13 protein-coding genes and 2 rRNA genes are annotated in these 17,859 nt (G+C 44.2%); all 15 read left to right on the top strand.

The genetic code is table 11. From position 1 onward, the window contains the following. Nucleotides 1–149 precede the first annotated feature (149 nt). The 15 genes from ACOJR9_RS12585 to ACOJR9_RS12515 all read left to right on the top strand — a co-directional run bounded on the left by ACOJR9_RS12585 (nucleotide 150) and on the right by ACOJR9_RS12515 (nucleotide 17,746). Nucleotides 150–3,247, top strand: a 23S ribosomal RNA gene (locus tag ACOJR9_RS12585). A 214-nt stretch (nucleotides 3,248–3,461) separates the two neighbouring features. Beyond that, nucleotides 3,462–3,577 (top strand): 5S ribosomal RNA (gene rrf, locus ACOJR9_RS12580). Nucleotides 3,578–3,814: 237 nt separating this feature from the next. Beyond that, nucleotides 3,815–4,498, top strand: coding sequence for a hypothetical protein (locus tag ACOJR9_RS12575; protein WP_420933300.1), 684 nt, complete (start codon nucleotides 3,815–3,817; stop codon nucleotides 4,496–4,498). Nucleotides 4,499–4,669: 171 nt separating this feature from the next. Beyond that, nucleotides 4,670–5,062 carry a hypothetical protein gene (locus ACOJR9_RS12570; RefSeq protein WP_420933299.1) on the top strand — a complete coding sequence of 131 codons (393 nt, stop codon included), beginning with the start codon at nucleotides 4,670–4,672 and terminating at the stop codon, nucleotides 5,060–5,062. Nucleotides 5,063–5,138: 76 nt separating this feature from the next. Next, nucleotides 5,139–5,990 carry a DUF692 domain-containing protein gene (locus ACOJR9_RS12565; RefSeq protein ID WP_420933298.1) on the top strand — a complete coding sequence of 284 codons (852 nt, stop codon included), beginning with the start codon at nucleotides 5,139–5,141 and terminating at the stop codon, nucleotides 5,988–5,990. Then, a complete protein-coding gene (locus tag ACOJR9_RS12560; RefSeq protein ID WP_420933297.1) occupies nucleotides 5,990–6,748 on the top strand; it encodes a DNA-binding domain-containing protein in 759 nt (252 codons plus the stop codon). Before ACOJR9_RS12565 ends, ACOJR9_RS12560 begins: the two co-directional genes overlap by 1 nt. Before the next feature lie 334 nt (nucleotides 6,749–7,082). After that, entirely contained in the window at nucleotides 7,083–7,619 is a 537-nt protein-coding gene (apt, locus tag ACOJR9_RS12555; RefSeq protein WP_420933296.1) for an adenine phosphoribosyltransferase, read from the top strand. A gap of 51 nt (nucleotides 7,620–7,670) precedes the next feature. After that, complete coding sequence (gene dnaX / locus ACOJR9_RS12550; protein WP_420933295.1) at nucleotides 7,671–10,697, top strand: DNA polymerase III subunit gamma/tau; 3,027 nt, start codon at nucleotides 7,671–7,673, stop codon at nucleotides 10,695–10,697. Nucleotides 10,698–10,734: 37 nt separating this feature from the next. Next, the gene (locus tag ACOJR9_RS12545; protein ID WP_269520849.1) at nucleotides 10,735–11,061 is read left to right on the top strand and encodes a YbaB/EbfC family nucleoid-associated protein; all 327 of its coding nucleotides are present in this window, start codon (nucleotides 10,735–10,737) and stop codon (nucleotides 11,059–11,061) included. A gap of 408 nt (nucleotides 11,062–11,469) precedes the next feature. Then, a complete protein-coding gene (locus tag ACOJR9_RS12540) occupies nucleotides 11,470–12,291 on the top strand; it encodes a hypothetical protein (protein WP_420933294.1) in 822 nt (273 codons plus the stop codon). Nucleotides 12,292–12,553: 262 nt separating this feature from the next. Continuing rightward, nucleotides 12,554–13,480: a hypothetical protein gene (locus ACOJR9_RS12535; RefSeq protein WP_420936129.1), complete on the top strand. Its 927-nt coding sequence runs from the start codon at nucleotides 12,554–12,556 to the stop codon at nucleotides 13,478–13,480. Nucleotides 13,481–13,487: 7 nt separating this feature from the next. Then, nucleotides 13,488–14,087: a recombination mediator RecR gene (gene recR, locus ACOJR9_RS12530; RefSeq protein WP_269520852.1), complete on the top strand. Its 600-nt coding sequence runs from the start codon at nucleotides 13,488–13,490 to the stop codon at nucleotides 14,085–14,087. Nucleotides 14,088–14,193: 106 nt separating this feature from the next. Then, nucleotides 14,194–16,116, top strand: a complete 1,923-nt coding sequence (gene htpG / locus ACOJR9_RS12525; protein WP_420933293.1) for a molecular chaperone HtpG — start codon at nucleotides 14,194–14,196, stop codon at nucleotides 16,114–16,116. 315 nt (nucleotides 16,117–16,431) lie between these two features. Further along, nucleotides 16,432–17,076: an adenylate kinase gene (gene adk / locus ACOJR9_RS12520; protein ID WP_420933292.1), complete on the top strand. Its 645-nt coding sequence runs from the start codon at nucleotides 16,432–16,434 to the stop codon at nucleotides 17,074–17,076. Nucleotides 17,077–17,350: 274 nt separating this feature from the next. Further along, the gene (locus ACOJR9_RS12515) at nucleotides 17,351–17,746 is read left to right on the top strand and encodes an MAPEG family protein (protein WP_420933291.1); all 396 of its coding nucleotides are present in this window, start codon (nucleotides 17,351–17,353) and stop codon (nucleotides 17,744–17,746) included. Nucleotides 17,747–17,859 lie beyond the last annotated feature (113 nt).

Here is a 17,859-nt window from a genome sequence, read left to right as displayed (position 1 = left end):
GCCGCAAGGCGGGTCAATCGACGCGTTCGGTTGACAAAGAAGATAGCAAGGCAATTCTTCCGATTAGCTTGTCATGCATACAACATTACCCGTGTCCGAATTCAAAAGGCGGAGACGAGGCCGATACTCAAGGCTTTTTAGGGTTGTATGGTTAAGTGACTAAGCGTATACGGTGGATGCCTTGGCAGTTAGAGGCGATGAAGGACGTGTAAGTCTGCGAAAAGCTGTGGTGAGCCGACAAAATGCATTTGAGCCACAGATGTCCGAATGGGGAAACCCACCTGTTTACAGGTATCGTTACATGAATACATAGTGTAACGAGGCGAACGAGGGGAACTGAAACATCTAAGTACCCTTAGGAAAAGAAATCAATTGAGATTCCCCTAGTAGCGGCGAGCGAACGGGGAGCAGCCCTTAAGCTGTTTAGTGTGTAGTGGAATCCTTTGGGAAGAGGAGCGATACCGGGTGATAGCCCCGTACACGAAGCGTGCTTTACAGTGAAATCGAGTAGGTCGGGACACGTGTTATCTTGACTGAATATGGGGGGACCATCCTCCAAGGCTAAATACTCCTAACTGACCGATAGTGAACCAGTACCGTGAGGGAAAGGCGAAAAGAACCCCTGTGAGGGGAGTGAAATAGAACCTGAAACCGTATACGTACAAGCAGTGGGAGCCCCATCACTAAGTGCCTTTAGTGATGTGACTCACAACGCATAATAACCCGTTTGATGTAGCGTTAACGTTGACTTAGCTCTTAATAAGAGAAATCAGCCAACGGTAAACCGCCAAATCAAGCAGGGTGCTTAGTGATGGGGTGACTGCGTACCTTTTGTATAATGGGTCAGCGACTTATATTTAGTAGCAAGGTTAAGCGAATAGCGGAGCCGTAGCGAAAGCGAGTGTTAACTGCGCGTTGAGTTGCTAGGTATAGACCCGAAACCCGGTGATCTAGCCATGGGCAGGTTGAAGGTTGAGTAACATCAACTGGAGGACCGAACCGACTAACGTTGAAAAGTTAGCGGATGACTTGTGGCTGGGGGTGAAAGGCCAATCAAACCGGGAGATAGCTGGTTCTCCCCGAAATCTATTTAGGTAGAGCCTCGGACGAATTCCATTGGGGGTAGAGCACTGTTAAGGCTAGGGGGTCATCCCGACTTACCAACCCTTTGCAAACTCCGAATACCAATGAGAACTATCCGGGAGACACACGGCGGGTGCTAACGTCCGTCGTGGAGAGGGAAACAACCCAGACCGCCAGCTAAGGTCCCAAAATATTGCTAAGTGGGAAACGATGTGGGAAGGCACAGACAGCTAGGAGGTTGGCTTAGAAGCAGCCACCCTTTAAAGAAAGCGTAATAGCTCACTAGTCGAGTCGGCCTGCGCGGAAGATGTAACGGGGCTAAGCAATATACCGAAGCTGCGGCAGAGGACATCACTTAACTTCATTTATGATGAAAGCTAACAGCAACGTCGCGAAGCGGCCTGCTGGTAAAGCGTTTATCACAGTGGAGTGGGGTTAAGGATGTCCTCTGGGTAGGGGAGCGTTGTGTAAGTGGATGAAGGTGAGTTGTAAAGCTTGCTGGACATATCACAAGTGCGAATGCTGACATGAGTAACGATAATGGGAGTGAAAAACTCCCACGCCGGAAGACCAAGGTTTCCTGTCCCATGCTAATCAGGGCAGGGTAAGTCGGCCCCTAAGGCGAGGCAGAAATGCGTAGTCGATGGGAAACGGATTAATATTTCCGTACTTATATAATCAGTGATGGAGGGACGGAGAAGGCTAGGCAAGCTTGGCGTTGGTTGTCCAAGTGAAAGCGAGTAGGCCGAGAATTTAGGTAAATCCGGATTCTTAAAGCTGAGACGCGAGACGAGCTCCCAAGGGAGTGAAGTTGTTGATGCCCTGCTTCCAGGAAAAGCTTCTAAACGTATGATTATATGAACCGTACCCCAAACCGACACAGGTGGTCAGGTAGAGAATACTAAGGCGCTTGAGAGAACTCGGGTGAAGGAACTCGGCAAAATTGTACCGTAACTTCGGGAGAAGGTACGCCCTTATCTGTGATAGGACTTGCTCCTTGAGCGGACGAGGGCCGCAGTGACCAGGTGGCTGGGACTGTTTATTAAAAACACAGCACTCTGCAAACTCGTAAGAGGACGTATAGGGTGTGACACCTGCCCGGTGCCGGAAGGTTAATTGATGGGGTTAGCGTAAGCGAAGCTCTTGATCGAAGCCCCGGTAAACGGCGGCCGTAACTATAACGGTCCTAAGGTAGCGAAATTCCTTGTCGGGTAAGTTCCGACCTGCACGAATGGTGTAACCATGGCCACGCTGTCTCCACCCGAGACTCAGTGAAATTGAAATCGCAGTGAAGATGCTGTGTACCCGCACCTAGACGGAAAGACCCCGTGAACCTTTACTACAGCTTGGCACTGAACATTGAACCTACATGTGTAGGATAGGTGGGAGGCTATGAATCACGTACGCTAGTATGTGTGGAGCCGTCCTTGAAATACCACCCTTGTATGTTTGATGTTCTAACATTGGTCCCTTATCGGGATTGTGGACAGTGTCTGGTGGGTAGTTTGACTGGGGCGGTCTCCTCCCAAATAGTAACGGAGGAGCACGAAGGTTAGCTAATCACGGTCGGACATCGTGAGGTTAGTGCAATGGCATAAGCTAGCTTAACTGCGAGACAGACACGTCGAGCAGGTACGAAAGTAGGTCATAGTGATCCGGTGGTTCTGTATGGAAGGGCCATCGCTCAACGGATAAAAGGTACTCCGGGGATAACAGGCTGATACCGCCCAAGAGTTCATATCGACGGCGGTGTTTGGCACCTCGATGTCGGCTCATCACATCCTGGGGCTGAAGTCGGTCCCAAGGGTATGGCTGTTCGCCATTTAAAGTGGTACGCGAGCTGGGTTTAGAACGTCGTGAGACAGTTCGGTCCCTATCTGGTGTGGGCGTTGGATGATTGATGGGAGCTGCTCCTAGTACGAGAGGACCGGAGTGGACGAACCGCTGGTGTTCGGGTTGTCATGCCAATGGCATTGCCCGGTAGCTACGTTCGGAACGGATAACCGCTGAAAGCATCTAAGCGGGAAGCCGGCCCAGAGATGAGTCATCCCTGACCTTAAAGGTCTGGAAGGGTTGTTATAGACGATGACGTTGATAGGCAGGGTGTGGAAGCGTTGTAAGGCGTTAAGCTAACCTGTACTAATTGCCCGAGAGGCTTAACCATACAACACCCAAGAAGCTTTAGGCTTTTGAGTGTTGTAGACAAGCTAAGCTCTGATAAAGAGCAGCAAGTAGAGTGAAAAGTAGTTACTCACTGATTGAATTAATATTATCTTTCTCAAATTGTTAGTTATTAAGCAATGATGATTAAATAGACTCTTGAGAGTACTGTTGATCCTCCTTGCGCAGAAGTCATGATTCTGCACTAAAAGTTTTATCCTGGCAGCCATAGCGATACGGTACCACCTGACTCCATTTCGAACTCAGAAGTGAAACGTATTAGCGCCGATGGTAGTGTGGGGTCTCCCCATGTGAGAGTAGGACACTGCCAGGTCCCATTAAGAAAAACCCGCTTATCGGCGGGTTTTTTGCTTTCTGCCCCCAGTTATTTAACGAGTACTTATTCCGTAAAGATTTTCATACCTTATATAGTCATAGTAATTGTAGGAAATTGTGTCTTTCAAATAAATAGTGATATATAGACTATCATTAATATTCAGTTCTTATTTTTGGTAACTCGATGCGTTTTTTTTGTAATTCTATAATCCTTGTTACAATGCTTTTCGCAGCCATGTTGCCATTGTCTAGTTATGCACAAGAACAATCAAAGACAGTTACCTTGGGAATTGTTGTATTTCCACCTCTAGTGATAAAAGACAGCGAAACCGGCCGTTGTTATGGTGAGGTAGTGGAAATGTCTTCAAAGATCCTCAAGCAGTTTGGTTATAATATTAAGATTGAATGTATTCCCCCTATACGGTTATTTGAAAGGGTGAAGAAAGGCGAGATAGACATCACAGTTAATGTTAAAGGGACTGCTGCACTTGATAACCATGCTACTTTTATAGACAAGCCAGTTACTAATTTAATTATTATGAAAGTAGTAAATAGAGCACGTTCGAATGAAAAATCGATCGCGGCTATTAGAGGCTATGATTATGTTGGTGAGCGGAAACGTTTAATAGAAGAAGGGTATTATTTTGTAGATATGCCCACAAGTGTCGATTCAATCAAGCTTTTTCTGTTTGATAGAACTGCGAACCTTATTACATATGAGAGACCATTTTATTATTTTCTTGGTGACAAACCGCTGAGTAAAGAAACTAATTCAATTACCTTACGAAAAAATATCCCAACTTTTTTCGCGGTATCACACCAAAGTAAATTCAATGGTGACCTTCTTCAAAAATTGGAAAACTATAGCCAGGCTATCGATGAAGAAACGATAATGGAACATGTTTTAATGAGGCAGTGATAAGAGGTTCAAACATTTATCCTGAGACGTTAAATAACGCAACCTTTTGAAATTTTAATATATTAAAGATAGTTAAAAATTTTTGAAAGCAAATTGTTAACACCTCGGTCTTATATTTTGAACACTCATTGTGTGGTTACGCAATAGAGCAAATACCCCTGAGGATAAAAAATGAAACGAGTTAAAAAAACATCACTTGCAACAGCATTAGGCGCAGTAGTCGCCGGTTCATTAGCGTCAAGTGCAGCGTTAGCCGAATCAAACCCATTCGGTATGCAATCTCTTGAGTCAGGATATAGCCAATTTGCAGCTGAAGGAAAGTGTGGCGAAGGAAAGTGCGGCGGTGATAAGGCAGCAAAAGAAGGCAAGTGCGGCGGCGATAAAGCTGCGAAGGAAGGCAAGTGCGGCGGTGATAAAGCTGCGAAGGAAGGCAAGTGCGGCGGTGATAAGGCTGCAAAAGAAGGCAAGTGCGGCGGCGATAAAGCTGCGAAGGAAGGCAAGTGCGGCGGCGATAAAGCGGCAAAAGAAGGTAAGTGCGGTGAAGGTAAGTGCGGTAGCATGTAAACATTGCCTACTATTATCCTTAAGATGGCCATCAATTGATGGCCTTTTTTTTCAGTGCAGTGCTTGGAGACAATAAGTGAATAATATCAAAGGGGCAGGTTTGGGCTTCAGACGTGAAATGCTTGATGAACTTTTCCCAGTTCTTCCTAGGGATGTGGACTTTTGGGAAGTGGCACCTGAAAATTGGATCCCTCTTGGTGGCATCTATCAAAAACAATTTGAACAGGCCACTGCACAAGCACCGTTTAGTACCCATGGACTGTCTCTTTCAATAGGCAGTGGTGATAAGCTTGATATCGAGTTTATAAAAATCGTGAAGCAGTTTTTAGATGCCAATAATATAGGTCTATACAGCGAGCATTTAAGCTACTGTTCTGGGAACGGTCATATGTATGATTTAATGCCTATTCCCTTTACTGAAGAGGCGATTAAGCATGTAGTCTCTAGGATTAAGCAAGTACAGGATATTCTCGAGAGACCTCTCGTATTAGAAAATGTGTCTTACTATATTGCGCCTGATCAGAACATCTCTGAACTTGAATTCACCAACGCTATTTTATCTGATTCAGGCTGCTCTATGTTGCTAGACGTTAATAACGTGTATGTGAATAGTATTAACCATAGCTATTCACCACATGAGTTCATTAAAAGACTGCCCTCTCACAAGATAGTTTACGGTCACATTGCAGGACATTACGACGAGGCGGCAGATTTAAAAGTGGATACCCACGGTGCTGATGTTATTGAGCCAGTATGGGAGCTGTTAGATTATGCCTATAGCGTTCATGGTGTTTACCCCACCTTGCTAGAACGTGACTTCAACATTCCAGCTGTGGACAATTTACTCAACGAAGTTCGTAGAATTAAAGCGATACAGTCAAAGCATCAGCAGTTAGAAAGTATTTCGCCAAATAGAGGCGTTGCATAATGTACTCGTTACAACAAAGTCAGTGGGAATTTGTACAAGCGATAAAAGATCCTTCAACTTTTACACCAAAAGATGAAGACCACGCAAGACGCATGAAAATCTATCAATCATTATTTTTCAGTAACCTAGATAGTTTTGTAAGCTCAGCACTTCCAGTCCTAAAATCAATTATTACTGTCCAACATGGCGAAGAGCAATGGAAGCAAATAATCCGGCAGTTTTTTATTGAGCACCAGTGTAAGTCTCCTTATTTCAATAAAATAAGTAAAGAGTTCGTTGAGTACTTAGCCATCTCTCCCAACTTTGGTATTGCGTTACCGCCATTTTCAGGTGAACTGGCTCATTATGAATGGTTAGAGTTAGATGTGGCAACGCGAAGAAGTACTGAAGACAACTCGTTTTACAAACCAGGCCAAGACATCACCGATGTGAAAGTTTCACCATACGCCACGTTAGCGTCATATTCGTATGCAGTACATCTTATAGGTCCTGATCATATGCCTGACACGCCAACAGATGTGCCCCAGTATTATGTCGTGTATCGAAATGAAGAATATCAAGTTCAATTTGTTCATTTAACCGCGATGACTGCCATGCTAGTACATACAGTTGATGTTGCTGAGAGAGGACTTTCACTGGCGGCTATAGCCAATCAACTTATCGAGCAAGCACCGACTATTCCCCAGTCAACGCTACTAGCAGGAGTAGAGCAAACTGTCGCAGATATGTTGCAAAAAGGGATATTAATACCAGCATAAATCTGAAAATTTAGAAATAGAGACGACATAGTGTTCAAAGTTTTGTCATTTAAAGTATCTATTATTAACTTTATTAGCCAACTGTATTTATTGTGAGCGTTTAACTATATTAGCGCTGTCAATCGGGCTTGCTTTCGATTAACATTTACGACCATTTTTTTGTTCACAATTATTGTTTAGGTAGTGCATATGGCTGACAATGAAGATTTTAAAGAAGTCTATAACAAATGGTATTTTTTGGCCTCATTAGTAACTTTACTCGCTTTTCCGTTGATGCATATCATCGCCGGCTGGTTCACGTTCTGGTTATAAAGCAGACATATAAGGTATTATCGTGACTGCAGAATATATAAAATCAGTAGTGAAAACTGTTCCTGACTATCCAAAGCCAGGCATATTATTTAGAGATGTAACTAGCGTTTTGGAAGATCACAAAGCGTTTAGCAGTTGTATCTCGTTGCTCGTAGAGAAATATCAGGGCATGGGATTTACAAAGATCGCGGGTACCGAAGCACGTGGTTTTTTGTTTGGGGCGCCTTTAGCAATTGAAATGGGTATCGGATTTATTCCAGTACGCAAACCTAACAAGCTGCCAAGAGAAGTCGTGAGCGAAAGCTACGAGCTAGAATATGGCACAGATACACTACAAATTCACCGCGATGCAATTGTCCCCGGTGACAAAGTACTGTTGATTGATGATTTACTAGCCACTGGCGGAACTATTGCTGCTTCGGCCAAACTTATTCGCTCATTGGGTGGTGAGTTAAATCACGCTGGATTTGTCATTAATTTACCCGATTTGGGTGGTCATAAAAAATTGACTGAATTAAACATTGAGAGCTATTCAATTTGTGAGTTTGAAGGCGAGTAAGTAGCCAGTCAACAAATCGCAAGATAGCGCAGAAGGGCGAAGAGTGCAGCAATGAGTTATCAGGTATTAGCAAGAAAGTGGCGACCAGGGAAGTTCAGTGAGCTTGTCGGTCAAGAGCATGTGGTGTCAGCCATTTCAAATGCCTTAGATAACGATCGTTTGCATCATGCCTATTTATTCACTGGCACAAGAGGCGTAGGAAAAACGACCATAGCGCGTATTTTTTCTAAAAGCCTGAATTGTGAAGAAGGCCAGGGAGCTAACCCCTGCGGACAGTGTCATACTTGCAAAGAAATTGAGCAAGGAAATTACGTTGACTTGCTAGAGATTGATGCGGCTTCAAGAACGAAAGTAGAAGATACGCGTGAGCTTCTTGACAATGTGCAGTACAAGCCCACACGCGGCCGCTACAAGGTGTACCTTATAGACGAGGTACACATGCTCTCGAAACACAGTTTCAATGCCTTGCTAAAGACGCTAGAAGAGCCGCCACCTCACGTAAAGTTTCTGTTGGCGACAACGGATCCACAAAAACTGCCTATTACCATTTTATCTCGCTGTCTTCAGTTTAATCTGAAGGCAATGTCGCGCGAACAAATCGTTGGTCAACTTACTCACATTCTTGAGCAGGAGCAATTAAGCTTCGAGCCACAAGCGCTGTCGTTGCTTGCTAGAGCCGCACAAGGCAGTATGAGAGATGCGCTCAGCTTAACTGATCAGGCAATTGCACAGGGCGGAAACCAAGTAATAGCCTCGGTGGTTACCGATATGCTTGGTTTAATGGATAAAAACCAGCTCCTCAAAATAATCAATGCGTTGATAAATAAGACGCCAAGTGATGTGATTAAGTTAGTCAACGACTTGGCTGAGCAGGCACCAGATTACGATAATGTCCATAGTGAATTAGCAAGTTTACTTCACCAGATTGCCCTGACTCAATGGGTGCCGGAGGCATGCAAACTAGAGACAACATCAGCAAAAGCGATATATCAGCTCGCTAAAACCATTCCTGCTGAACAAGTACAGTTGCTCTACCAAATTGCAATTCAGGGAAGAAAAGACCTACCTTTTGCGGCCGATGGTAAGAGTGCATTTGAAATGACATTAATGCGAATGATGTCGTTCGCTCCCGCAACGCCTCCTGATAATAGTACTGATACCATTGAACGCGGAGGTAGTGAACACGATCTCCCCGTTATGGCTAACCCTGAATCACTGACTGGTGATCCGGGAAACGTCGGTAAGCAAGAGGAAGCGTTTAAAAGCGAAACTCTTGCAGATGCCACACAAAAAGCAGAAACTGCAGAGCCGCAGGTTCAAGGGCAACCCGCTCATAATGTAACTTCTGAACCAGATGTAAAGCCTGTACCTGAACTCTCCGCTGATGCTGAGAATATTGCCAATCACGCCGACATAGCAAACGTTGACTCTGATTCGCAACTGCGAGAATCCCAGCCGAATGAGTCCCAGCATAGTGAGTCACAGCTTAGTAAGTCACAGCGGCAAGTGTTTGAGCAGTCTGAACCTGTGCAAATTGAGCTGAAACAGCCGAAACCAGAGAAATTCGAGCCGCAACAGTTAAACTCGAGCTCTGGAGCTTCGCATCCGCCGCGTGATTTATCGCCATTTTCGGATGATGAGCCTCCGTTAGATGCCTACATGGATGATATGCCCCCTGCCAGTGATGAAGAGTATCCATCAGGTATAGATGATAGCTTTTCTCACCACGCTGATAGTGAGCAGAGCGGTTCGAAAGATATTTCGCCTGATACTGCACAACCCTCTCCAGAAGAGCAGTTAAGTGCTACTGCAAGTATGCTCGCGCTTAGACAAAAGATGAAACAGCGCAAGGCGCAAGACTCAGAAGATAAAAAAGCCCAGATATCTGCAGAGAGTCCTTCGCAGGATGCCGCTGATAGGATGTCTAATACTCTGCGTTCTCGATTTTCAAATGCGACCGCAACGCCATCAGCGCTGAATAACCAAGCGCAACCTTCGCAGCAGCAAATTCAACAAGAGCAATCAGACCAAAATCAATTCCAACCTCAATCTCAAATGTCTGGGATTGAGTTTAGCAATAATGAAGTGGTTACTGGTTTATCAGGCTCAGCGAATACAGCCTCTGACAATACAAGCTCTACTATAATAAGCTCGCCCAACGTACCATATGTTCAGCCCCCTGTGAACAGCGACGACAGCGGCCAAGGTAATGCATTCGATGATGACGAGTTTTTCGATGCCGAATTTGAAGAAGATATGCCGTTTGCGAGTGACTCGCAGCCTGATTCGCAGACCGCTTTATCAAACGAAGGCTCATTACAAGAAGCAGCCTCACAGCCAGGCACATCACAAGAAGGTGCATCGCAAGCGCATTCTGAAGATGGCTTTTTTACAGAAGATCTACCGCCGTGGGAGACTAAACATAGCAACGGTTCTTTTGCTTCCAATGACACTGTAGCTTCTAATAATACTGCGGCGCGCGACTCATTAGTGAGTGCAAATACTGAACAAGAGCCTTTAAAGCCTGTCAATCAGACTATTAGTAATCAGCAGAGCGATTTTGGCCAAGATAGCAACCTTCAGCTCAGTGCAGAAAATTCGCCAAGAAAAGATGCTGTGGGCAATGATTTAAACGCAAGATCCACCTCACAAAGCGGTAGTTTAAGTGCATACCTCGAAGATGGAACTAAACTTACTCATGCTAGCCAAATAGATGAGTGGAGTAACTTAGTTGAGCAGATGCCAATTGCAGGGCTTTTAAAACAATTGTTCCTTCATGCTTCTTTTTCTCGAGATAACGGTAATGTGTCCCTTGAAATTGACAATAGTCAGTCGCATCTACTCAATGAGAGTGCAAAACAGCAATTGCTAGACACACTGCATCATGGACTGGGAGAGAACGTAACGGTGAATATTACGGTAGGCTCACCAAATTCAACACCATTTGCACTGCAGCAAGATATTCATGCGATGCGCCAGGCGCATGCACATTCAGTAGTACAAACTGATGAAACGATTCAAGCGCTGCTATCAATTTTTGATGCCTCAGTGCTGACCGATTCGGTTAAAGCTCGATAGTAGATTAACTTAATACCAAACAAAGTGAGATAAAAATATGTTTAAAGGCGGTATGGGCAACATGATGAAACAGGCGCAGCAGATGCAAGAGCGCATGCAGAAAGTGCAGGACGATCTCGCTAAGCTGGAAGTTACCGGTGAAGCCGGTGCTGGCATGGTTAAAGTCACCATGACCTGCAACCACAACGTACGCCGTGTTGACATCGACGACTCGCTAATGGACGACGATAAAGACATGATTGAAGATTTGGTTGCTGCAGCGTTTAACGACGCCGTTCGCCGGGTCCAAGAAACCAGCAAGGAAAAAATGGCTGACGTAACTGGCGGTATGTCACTTCCACCAGGTATGAAGCTGCCATTTTAAATAGTCGTTTTTAATAAAAAAACTCTTTTTACAGGCTTAAAACAATTTAGCCAATATAATTACGATTTGGCGAATTTAAAAAGGGCTTATCAAAGCAGTGGCTTTGAACCTCGTTGCTATAACAACTGAATTTGATAAATTTCAATTCAGATAACACACCAGCCCGATAATGCTATTTTTCAAAAGCCTTGGAACGTTCCAAGGCTTTTGCACATTCGGCGTTTGCTTTTTCTGACGCTATTTTCCTATCGTCCACGTCTTCCAAAGTCTTCACATCACAACAACTTTACTCAACGTACTGATCATCAACATCTAACTCTCCACCATTCCTTTGGAAATACGTTATAACTTGTCAGGGAGAGTACTCGCTGGTACTGTATAATTTCATTGAGTAATAGGGATATGTTTATGAAATATGGAATATTTGTACTTGTATTCGCGGCTTTTGTTGCGGGCTATTTTGTCGGTCAAACAAGACCTTTTGAGGATGCTGATACATCATCGCCTTCACTGTTCACGGATAGCACTTCATCATCGCTTATGCCAACGTTAAATGCCCAGTCTGTCGCTGATTCTGATACAAAATCAGGACCTCCCCACAGCCTAACTAGCAACAAGCAAACTAGTGATAACCTATCTGACGGCAACCAAAAGCAGTCAATATTGCCAGATAATTCAGACGGAACAGAATCCAGTGACGCCCTTGCCAGTCAAAATGATGATATTCAAAAAGACAACCCCTTATCTGACGCTAATACATTCAGCCAGGGAAGCACTGCATCGTTTCCCGCTGCACAGGAGGAACTCGATGAATGGGTATTGGCTCGTAAAGAGGCGCTTCAACAACAGCTTACCGATGCCATAGGCGAAAAAGATGCCTCATGGATGTTTGATCAAGTGCTAAAAGATAATGAGTTTCTCAACCAGCCAACAGCGACAAAATCATTCGACGACGATGTAGTGTCGCGATTTGAGATGGAACAAAAGCTAAGAGATTTTATAACCGCAAGAAGCAAAGACCCTCAACTTCAGATCCTCAGTGTAAATTGTATTCAAGGACGTTGTGAAATTACCTTGGAGGGCAAAGACCAAACAGCAGCTATCTTTTTATTTTTTGATATTCAAAAAGATAACACGTTGGGAGTAATCGAGCTAATGACCCCTACATTTTATGTGGAAGACGAGGAAAGTTATTGGCTCTATAGAACCCTTACCTACGCAGTGAATTAATCTTGCGCATTGCTATCTTGAATCGCCTTTACCATCCGCTATAAAAGAGGTTTCATCAGCTTTTACACTGTTACTGCATTACAATAGCGAGAATTTTTTAGCCATTGACAATGGCATCTCGTATTATCACTATCTAACATCGCCTATTTGGGCGTGTTGAGCTTTGTTCTATACTTTGCAGCGTTTTGTGTGCGGTTTAAAGAAGGTCAACATTCCCTCACTATTTCTAAATAAAAAGGAACCCGTCTTGATCAGAAAAGGTTTGGTCACATCCACTCTTATTCTTATTCCTATTGCTGTCGTATTAACTGTTTTCAGTATCTATTCCTTATTCAGCATAAAAACAGTCACCGTCGACCCAAAACTAAAAGAAATTTCGGGTATCGAATTTGATAAAAAGAAGCGTCTTTGGGCCATTAACGACAGCGGCGGTGGCCCTATTCTTTACATGTTAAATAAAGACGGTTCCATCGCTCGTGAAGTAACGGTTTCAAATGCGAAAAACGTCGACTGGGAGGACATGACACAAAACCAGTTTGGTCATTTTTTCTTAGGTGATTTTGGTAACAACGATAACGATAGACGTTGGCTGACGATTTATAAAATTGAAAACCCTATTGATATTAAGACCGACACCACAGAGGCTGAAATCATAAAGTTTACTTACCCTCAAATGGAAGAGGGCGAGATTAAACCAGAAGATAAAAACTACGACTTAGAGGCATTCGTTGAATTTAAACGCCACCTTTACCTGTTTACTAAAAACAGAACCGAGCCTTTTGACGGTATTACCAAACTGTATAAGGTGGGCGATCATGCTGCTAATTTTGACGCTGAATTAATCGGCGAATTTAAAACCTGCACCACACTGGAAAAGTTGTGTTGGATAACGTCAGCGGCAATAAGTCCCAATAGAGAAAAATTAGTTTTACTTGATTCAACCAGTCTTTGGTTATTTGAAAATTTTGATGGCGATAATTTTTTCAGTGGTGATGTGTCGCGCATAGACTTAGGCATTATCACACAAAAAGAAGCGGTGACCTTTTATGACGACAACACGCTTGTATTTACTGATGAAGAATTCAAAGGCTTGGTTGGCGGAAATGTTTATGAAGTTAAACTCGACCAAGTAAAGCGGAACGTGATTAAATACCCTCAACAAAATGATAGCGAACGAATAGCGAAGTAGTTTCATTATGAAGTTTAGTCCCTTACTTGCAGAGCTCATTCAAGCGTTAACTTGCCTACCGGGTGTTGGCAACAAAAGTGCGCAGCGAATGGCTTTTCATTTACTTGAACGTAACCGCAAAGGTGCGGTTGCTCTTAGTGATGTGTTACACAACGCGATGGAGCATATACATCACTGTAAGCGCTGCAGAACCTTTACCGAAGATGAGCTGTGTGACATATGTCGTCACCCTGAACGTGAGGCGAGTGGCCTTTTATGTGTAGTAGAAAGCCCCCAAGATGTATTGGCAATAGAGCAAACCATGAGCTTCAAGGGCCAATATTTTGTTTTGATGGGACACCTTTCACCCATTGATGGCGTGGGACCTGAAGAAATTGGGCTTAATGAACTGGAAGCGCGATTTGCTGCTGGTGGGATCACAGAGGTGATACTTGCGACTAACCCCACCGTAGAGGGGGAAGCTACTGCGCATTATATCGGTCAGCTATGTGCATCGCACCACATTGACGCCTCCCGTATTGCCCACGGCGTACCTGTTGGCGGCGAACTAGAATACATTGATAACAACACACTAACCCACGCCTTCTCCGGGCGGCGTAAACTTTAGCGTAATAAAAAATAAATAAATTTTCGTTGTTGCAGTTGAAAAACACGCTTTAAGTCCACACCTGTCTATCAGTAACGTGATCCATTCAACGAGGAGATACTGGATTATGGCTGAAGCAGCCCATAAAGAAACCCACGGTTTTCAGACGGAAGTAAAACAACTTCTGCATCTGATGATTCATTCTTTGTATTCAAACAAAGAAATCTTCTTACGCGAGTTAGTGTCTAACGCCGCTGATGCCGCAGATAAACTCCGTTTTCGCGCATTGGAAAACGACGGTCTCTATGAAAATGATGGCGACTTGAACGTTAAATTAAGCGTGAACAGCGAAGCGAATACCATCACTATCACCGACAACGGCATTGGTATGTCTCGAGATGAGGTTATCGCTAATCTTGGTACTATTGCTAAGTCTGGTACAAAAGATTTCTTTAGTAAGTTGTCTGGCGATAGCGCAAAAGACTCTCAGCTTATCGGACAGTTTGGTGTAGGTTTTTACTCTGCGTTCATCGTTGCTGATAAAGTTACCGTGCGCTCTCGCGCCGCTGGTGCGGATGCGTCAACGGGCGTTGAGTGGGTTTCAGATGGTGGCGGCGAGTTTACTATTGCCGACATTAATAAACCCACTCGCGGTACCGAAATTACGCTTCACCTTCGTGAAGAAGAAAAAGAGTTTGCAGACACGTGGCGTCTTCGTTCGATTGTTAGCAAATACTCAGACCACATCAGCATTCCAGTGCACATGTGGAAAGACGAAGTGCCTGAAAGCGAGGGACCTGACGGCGAGAAAATTGATGCTCAGCCTGGCGAATGGGAAGCCGTTAACAAAGCCACTGCACTGTGGACCCGTGACAAGTCTGATATCAGTGATGATGAGTACAACGAATTCTACAAGCATATTTCTCACGACTTTGCTGATCCGCTCTCGTGGGTACACAATAAGGTCGAAGGTAAAACAGAGTACACCAGCTTACTGTATATCCCTTCAAAAGCGCCGTTTGATATGTGGAATAGAGATCAAAAACACGGCTTAAAGCTGTACGTTCAACGCGTATTTATTATGGATGACGCAGAGCAGTTTATGCCTACGTACCTTCGTTTCGTAAAGGGGTTACTTGATAGCAACGATCTTCCGCTAAACGTGTCACGTGAAATCCTGCAAGATAACAAGGTTACTCAAGCGCTGCGCCAAGGTTGTACAAAACGCGTGCTACAAATGCTGGAAAAAATGGCGAAGAACGATTCAGAAAAGTATCAGACTTTCTGGAGTGAGTTCGGCAATGCTCTTAAAGAAGGCCCTGCTGAAGACTTCAGTAACCGCGAAAAAATTGCCGGTTTACTTCGTTTCTCATCGACTCACGGTGATTCAGATGCGCAAACCGTATCACTTGCCGACTACATAGAGCGTATGAAAGAAGGGCAAGACAAGATTTACTTCGTTACTGCAGATAGCCTGCAAGCAGCTAAATCGAGTCCTCACCTTGAGATATTCCGCAAGAAGGGTATCGAAGTATTGCTGATGGGCGAGCGTATTGACGAATGGTTAATGTCTCACCTTACTGAATTCAACGAAAAGCAGTTTGTTTCCATCGCGAAAGGCAACTTAGACTTAGGTGAGTTGGAAGACGAGGAGTCTAAAAAAGCCCAAGAAGAAGCAGAGAAAGAAATTGAAGGCGTGCTAGAAAGAGCGAAAGTGGCGTTAGGCGAAAAAGTGATCGATGTGAAATTTACCCATCGTTTAACTGACTCTCCTGCGTGTATTGTAGCGGATGACAATGGCATGACAACGCAAATGATGAAGCTTATGCAGGCCGCTGGTCAGAGCGTACCAGATGTGAAGTATCATTTTGAGCTTAACCCTGAACACAGTCTAGTTAAGAAACTCGCAGATACTCAAGACGAAGAATTGTTTAATGAATGGGTAGGAGTGTTATTCGACCAAGCCGCACTTTCAGAACAAGGTAGTCTAAAAGATCCTGCGACCTTTGTTCGAAACATGAATGCGTTATTGATGAAGCTGGCAAAATAACTCATTTATTATCATCGCATACTGTAAAAACGGGCTTCATGCCCGTTTTTTATATCTTCAAATCGAGTAAAAACAGAATACGATACTATATTTTAAGACTTTAAATACGCGGCCAGTATGAGTACTGCGCGTGCGGGTAATGGCCGTTGAGCTCGCATTTTATGCGTTGCTCAAAAAGTGACTATAAGTTGAACGTATATTCGCCATTAGTCTTAAGATTAGCCTTGGGGTGCTGCTTACACTTGTCACTAATGTATTGAATGTGTAAAGTGCTCTAAGTAAAAATTTTAAAAATCATAAGCGGAGAACGCACTCATGCGAATCATTCTTCTCGGCGCTCCTGGCGCTGGTAAGGGCACACAAGCTCAGTTTCTAATGGGCAAATACGGTATTCCACAAATCTCAACAGGCGATATGCTTCGCGCAGCAATAAAAGCTGGCACCGAACTTGGTTTAAAAGCCAAACAGGTGATGGATGAGGGTAAGCTGGTTTCTGACGATATCATTATTGGTTTGGTTAAAGAACGCATTGCAATGGATGATTGCAAAGACGGCTTTTTACTCGATGGTTTTCCTCGCACTATTCCGCAAGCGGATGCAATGAAAGAAGCAGGTGTTAAAGTAGACCACTGCATTGAATTTGATGTTGCAGATGACGTGATTGTTGAGCGCATGGGGGGAAGACGAGTACACCCTGCATCTGGTCGTGTCTACCACGTAGTGTACAACCCACCTAAAGAAGCAGGCAAAGACGACGCCACTGGCGAAGACCTTATCGTTCGCGAAGACGACAAAGAAGAAACGGTACGCAAACGCTTAGCTATTTATCATGAGCAAACCAAGCCATTGGTAAATTACTACATGGCGGAAGCAGATGCTGGCAACTGCGAGTACCACAAACTCGACGGAAATCGCCCGGTTGATGACGTTAGCGCCGACCTTGAACAACGCTTGAGTTAGTCAGCTTGACACATTACAAGTGGCCGCATTAATGCGGCCTTTTTATTGTGCAGATTTTATTATGCCTTTAAAGTGGAAAGTCGTTGTGCCTTGCGTGTGCTGGCTACCCACCTCCCTGAATAATAACTAAGAGGGATAACTAAGAAGGGATAACTTAGAGGGGAGCCGAGAGCCCTAACTAATAACGCATCACATTCAGCTATACGTTGTTAAAATCTCTATGCTACCTTAGCGTTAGTAGTCGAAAAAATAATTATAACAATTGGAGTTGATAATGGTTTTACCAATCACGGCCTTTTACGCCAGCTTACTGGGTATATGTTACCTGTATCTTTCGTTTCTTGTCATTGGCGCTCGTCGGCGGCACAACGTAAGTCTCGGCGATGGTGGGCATGAAGATTTAGAGCGCTTAGCGCGAGCCCATGGCAACTTCAGTGAATACGTCCCCATCACGCTTATTATGATTGCGTGTTTTGAAGCAAATACGGGACAGGTGTGGGCTGTGCATGCTTTAGGTAGTGCTATTTTGTTTGGAAGGGTGCTCCATGCCTATGGCCTAGGAAAACACGCTGGCGTTAGCTGGCAGCGTTTTGCAGGTATGATCCTGACTTTCTTGGCTATGCTGGTGACCGCCGTTGGCAATTTAGCCTTAATTCATTTCGGGCTATAGTTATTGCCGGTAGGTGTTGCTTCCAAAGTGTTAATAGCACACAACAAGCGTATCAATGCCCATCTTTAACAGATGGGCATTATTTTTAAATAAGATATTATTTAACCGCTTAC

This window comes from Alteromonas ulvae (assembly GCF_048987005.1).
Classification (GTDB): Bacteria; Pseudomonadota; Gammaproteobacteria; order Enterobacterales; family Alteromonadaceae; genus Alteromonas.
The sequence above is the reverse complement of the archived record's forward strand: the minus strand, read 5'-3'. Positions and strand labels throughout refer to the sequence as shown.

Coding starts and splice junctions, on each gene's coding strand:
- ACOJR9_RS12575 (WP_420933300.1), top strand. CDS start 3,815: ATGTTGCCATTGTCTAGTTATGCACAAGAACAATCAAAGACAGTTACC.
- ACOJR9_RS12570 (WP_420933299.1), top strand. CDS start 4,670: ATGAAACGAGTTAAAAAAACATCACTTGCAACAGCATTAGGCGCAGTA.
- ACOJR9_RS12560 (WP_420933297.1), top strand. CDS start 5,990: ATGTACTCGTTACAACAAAGTCAGTGGGAATTTGTACAAGCGATAAAA.
- dnaX (WP_420933295.1), top strand. CDS start 7,671: ATGAGTTATCAGGTATTAGCAAGAAAGTGGCGACCAGGGAAGTTCAGT.
- ACOJR9_RS12545 (WP_269520849.1), top strand. CDS start 10,735: ATGTTTAAAGGCGGTATGGGCAACATGATGAAACAGGCGCAGCAGATG.
- ACOJR9_RS12540 (WP_420933294.1), top strand. CDS start 11,470: ATGAAATATGGAATATTTGTACTTGTATTCGCGGCTTTTGTTGCGGGC.
- recR (WP_269520852.1), top strand. CDS start 13,488: ATGAAGTTTAGTCCCTTACTTGCAGAGCTCATTCAAGCGTTAACTTGC.
- htpG (WP_420933293.1), top strand. CDS start 14,194: ATGGCTGAAGCAGCCCATAAAGAAACCCACGGTTTTCAGACGGAAGTA.
- adk (WP_420933292.1), top strand. CDS start 16,432: ATGCGAATCATTCTTCTCGGCGCTCCTGGCGCTGGTAAGGGCACACAA.
- ACOJR9_RS12515 (WP_420933291.1), top strand. CDS start 17,351: ATGGTTTTACCAATCACGGCCTTTTACGCCAGCTTACTGGGTATATGT.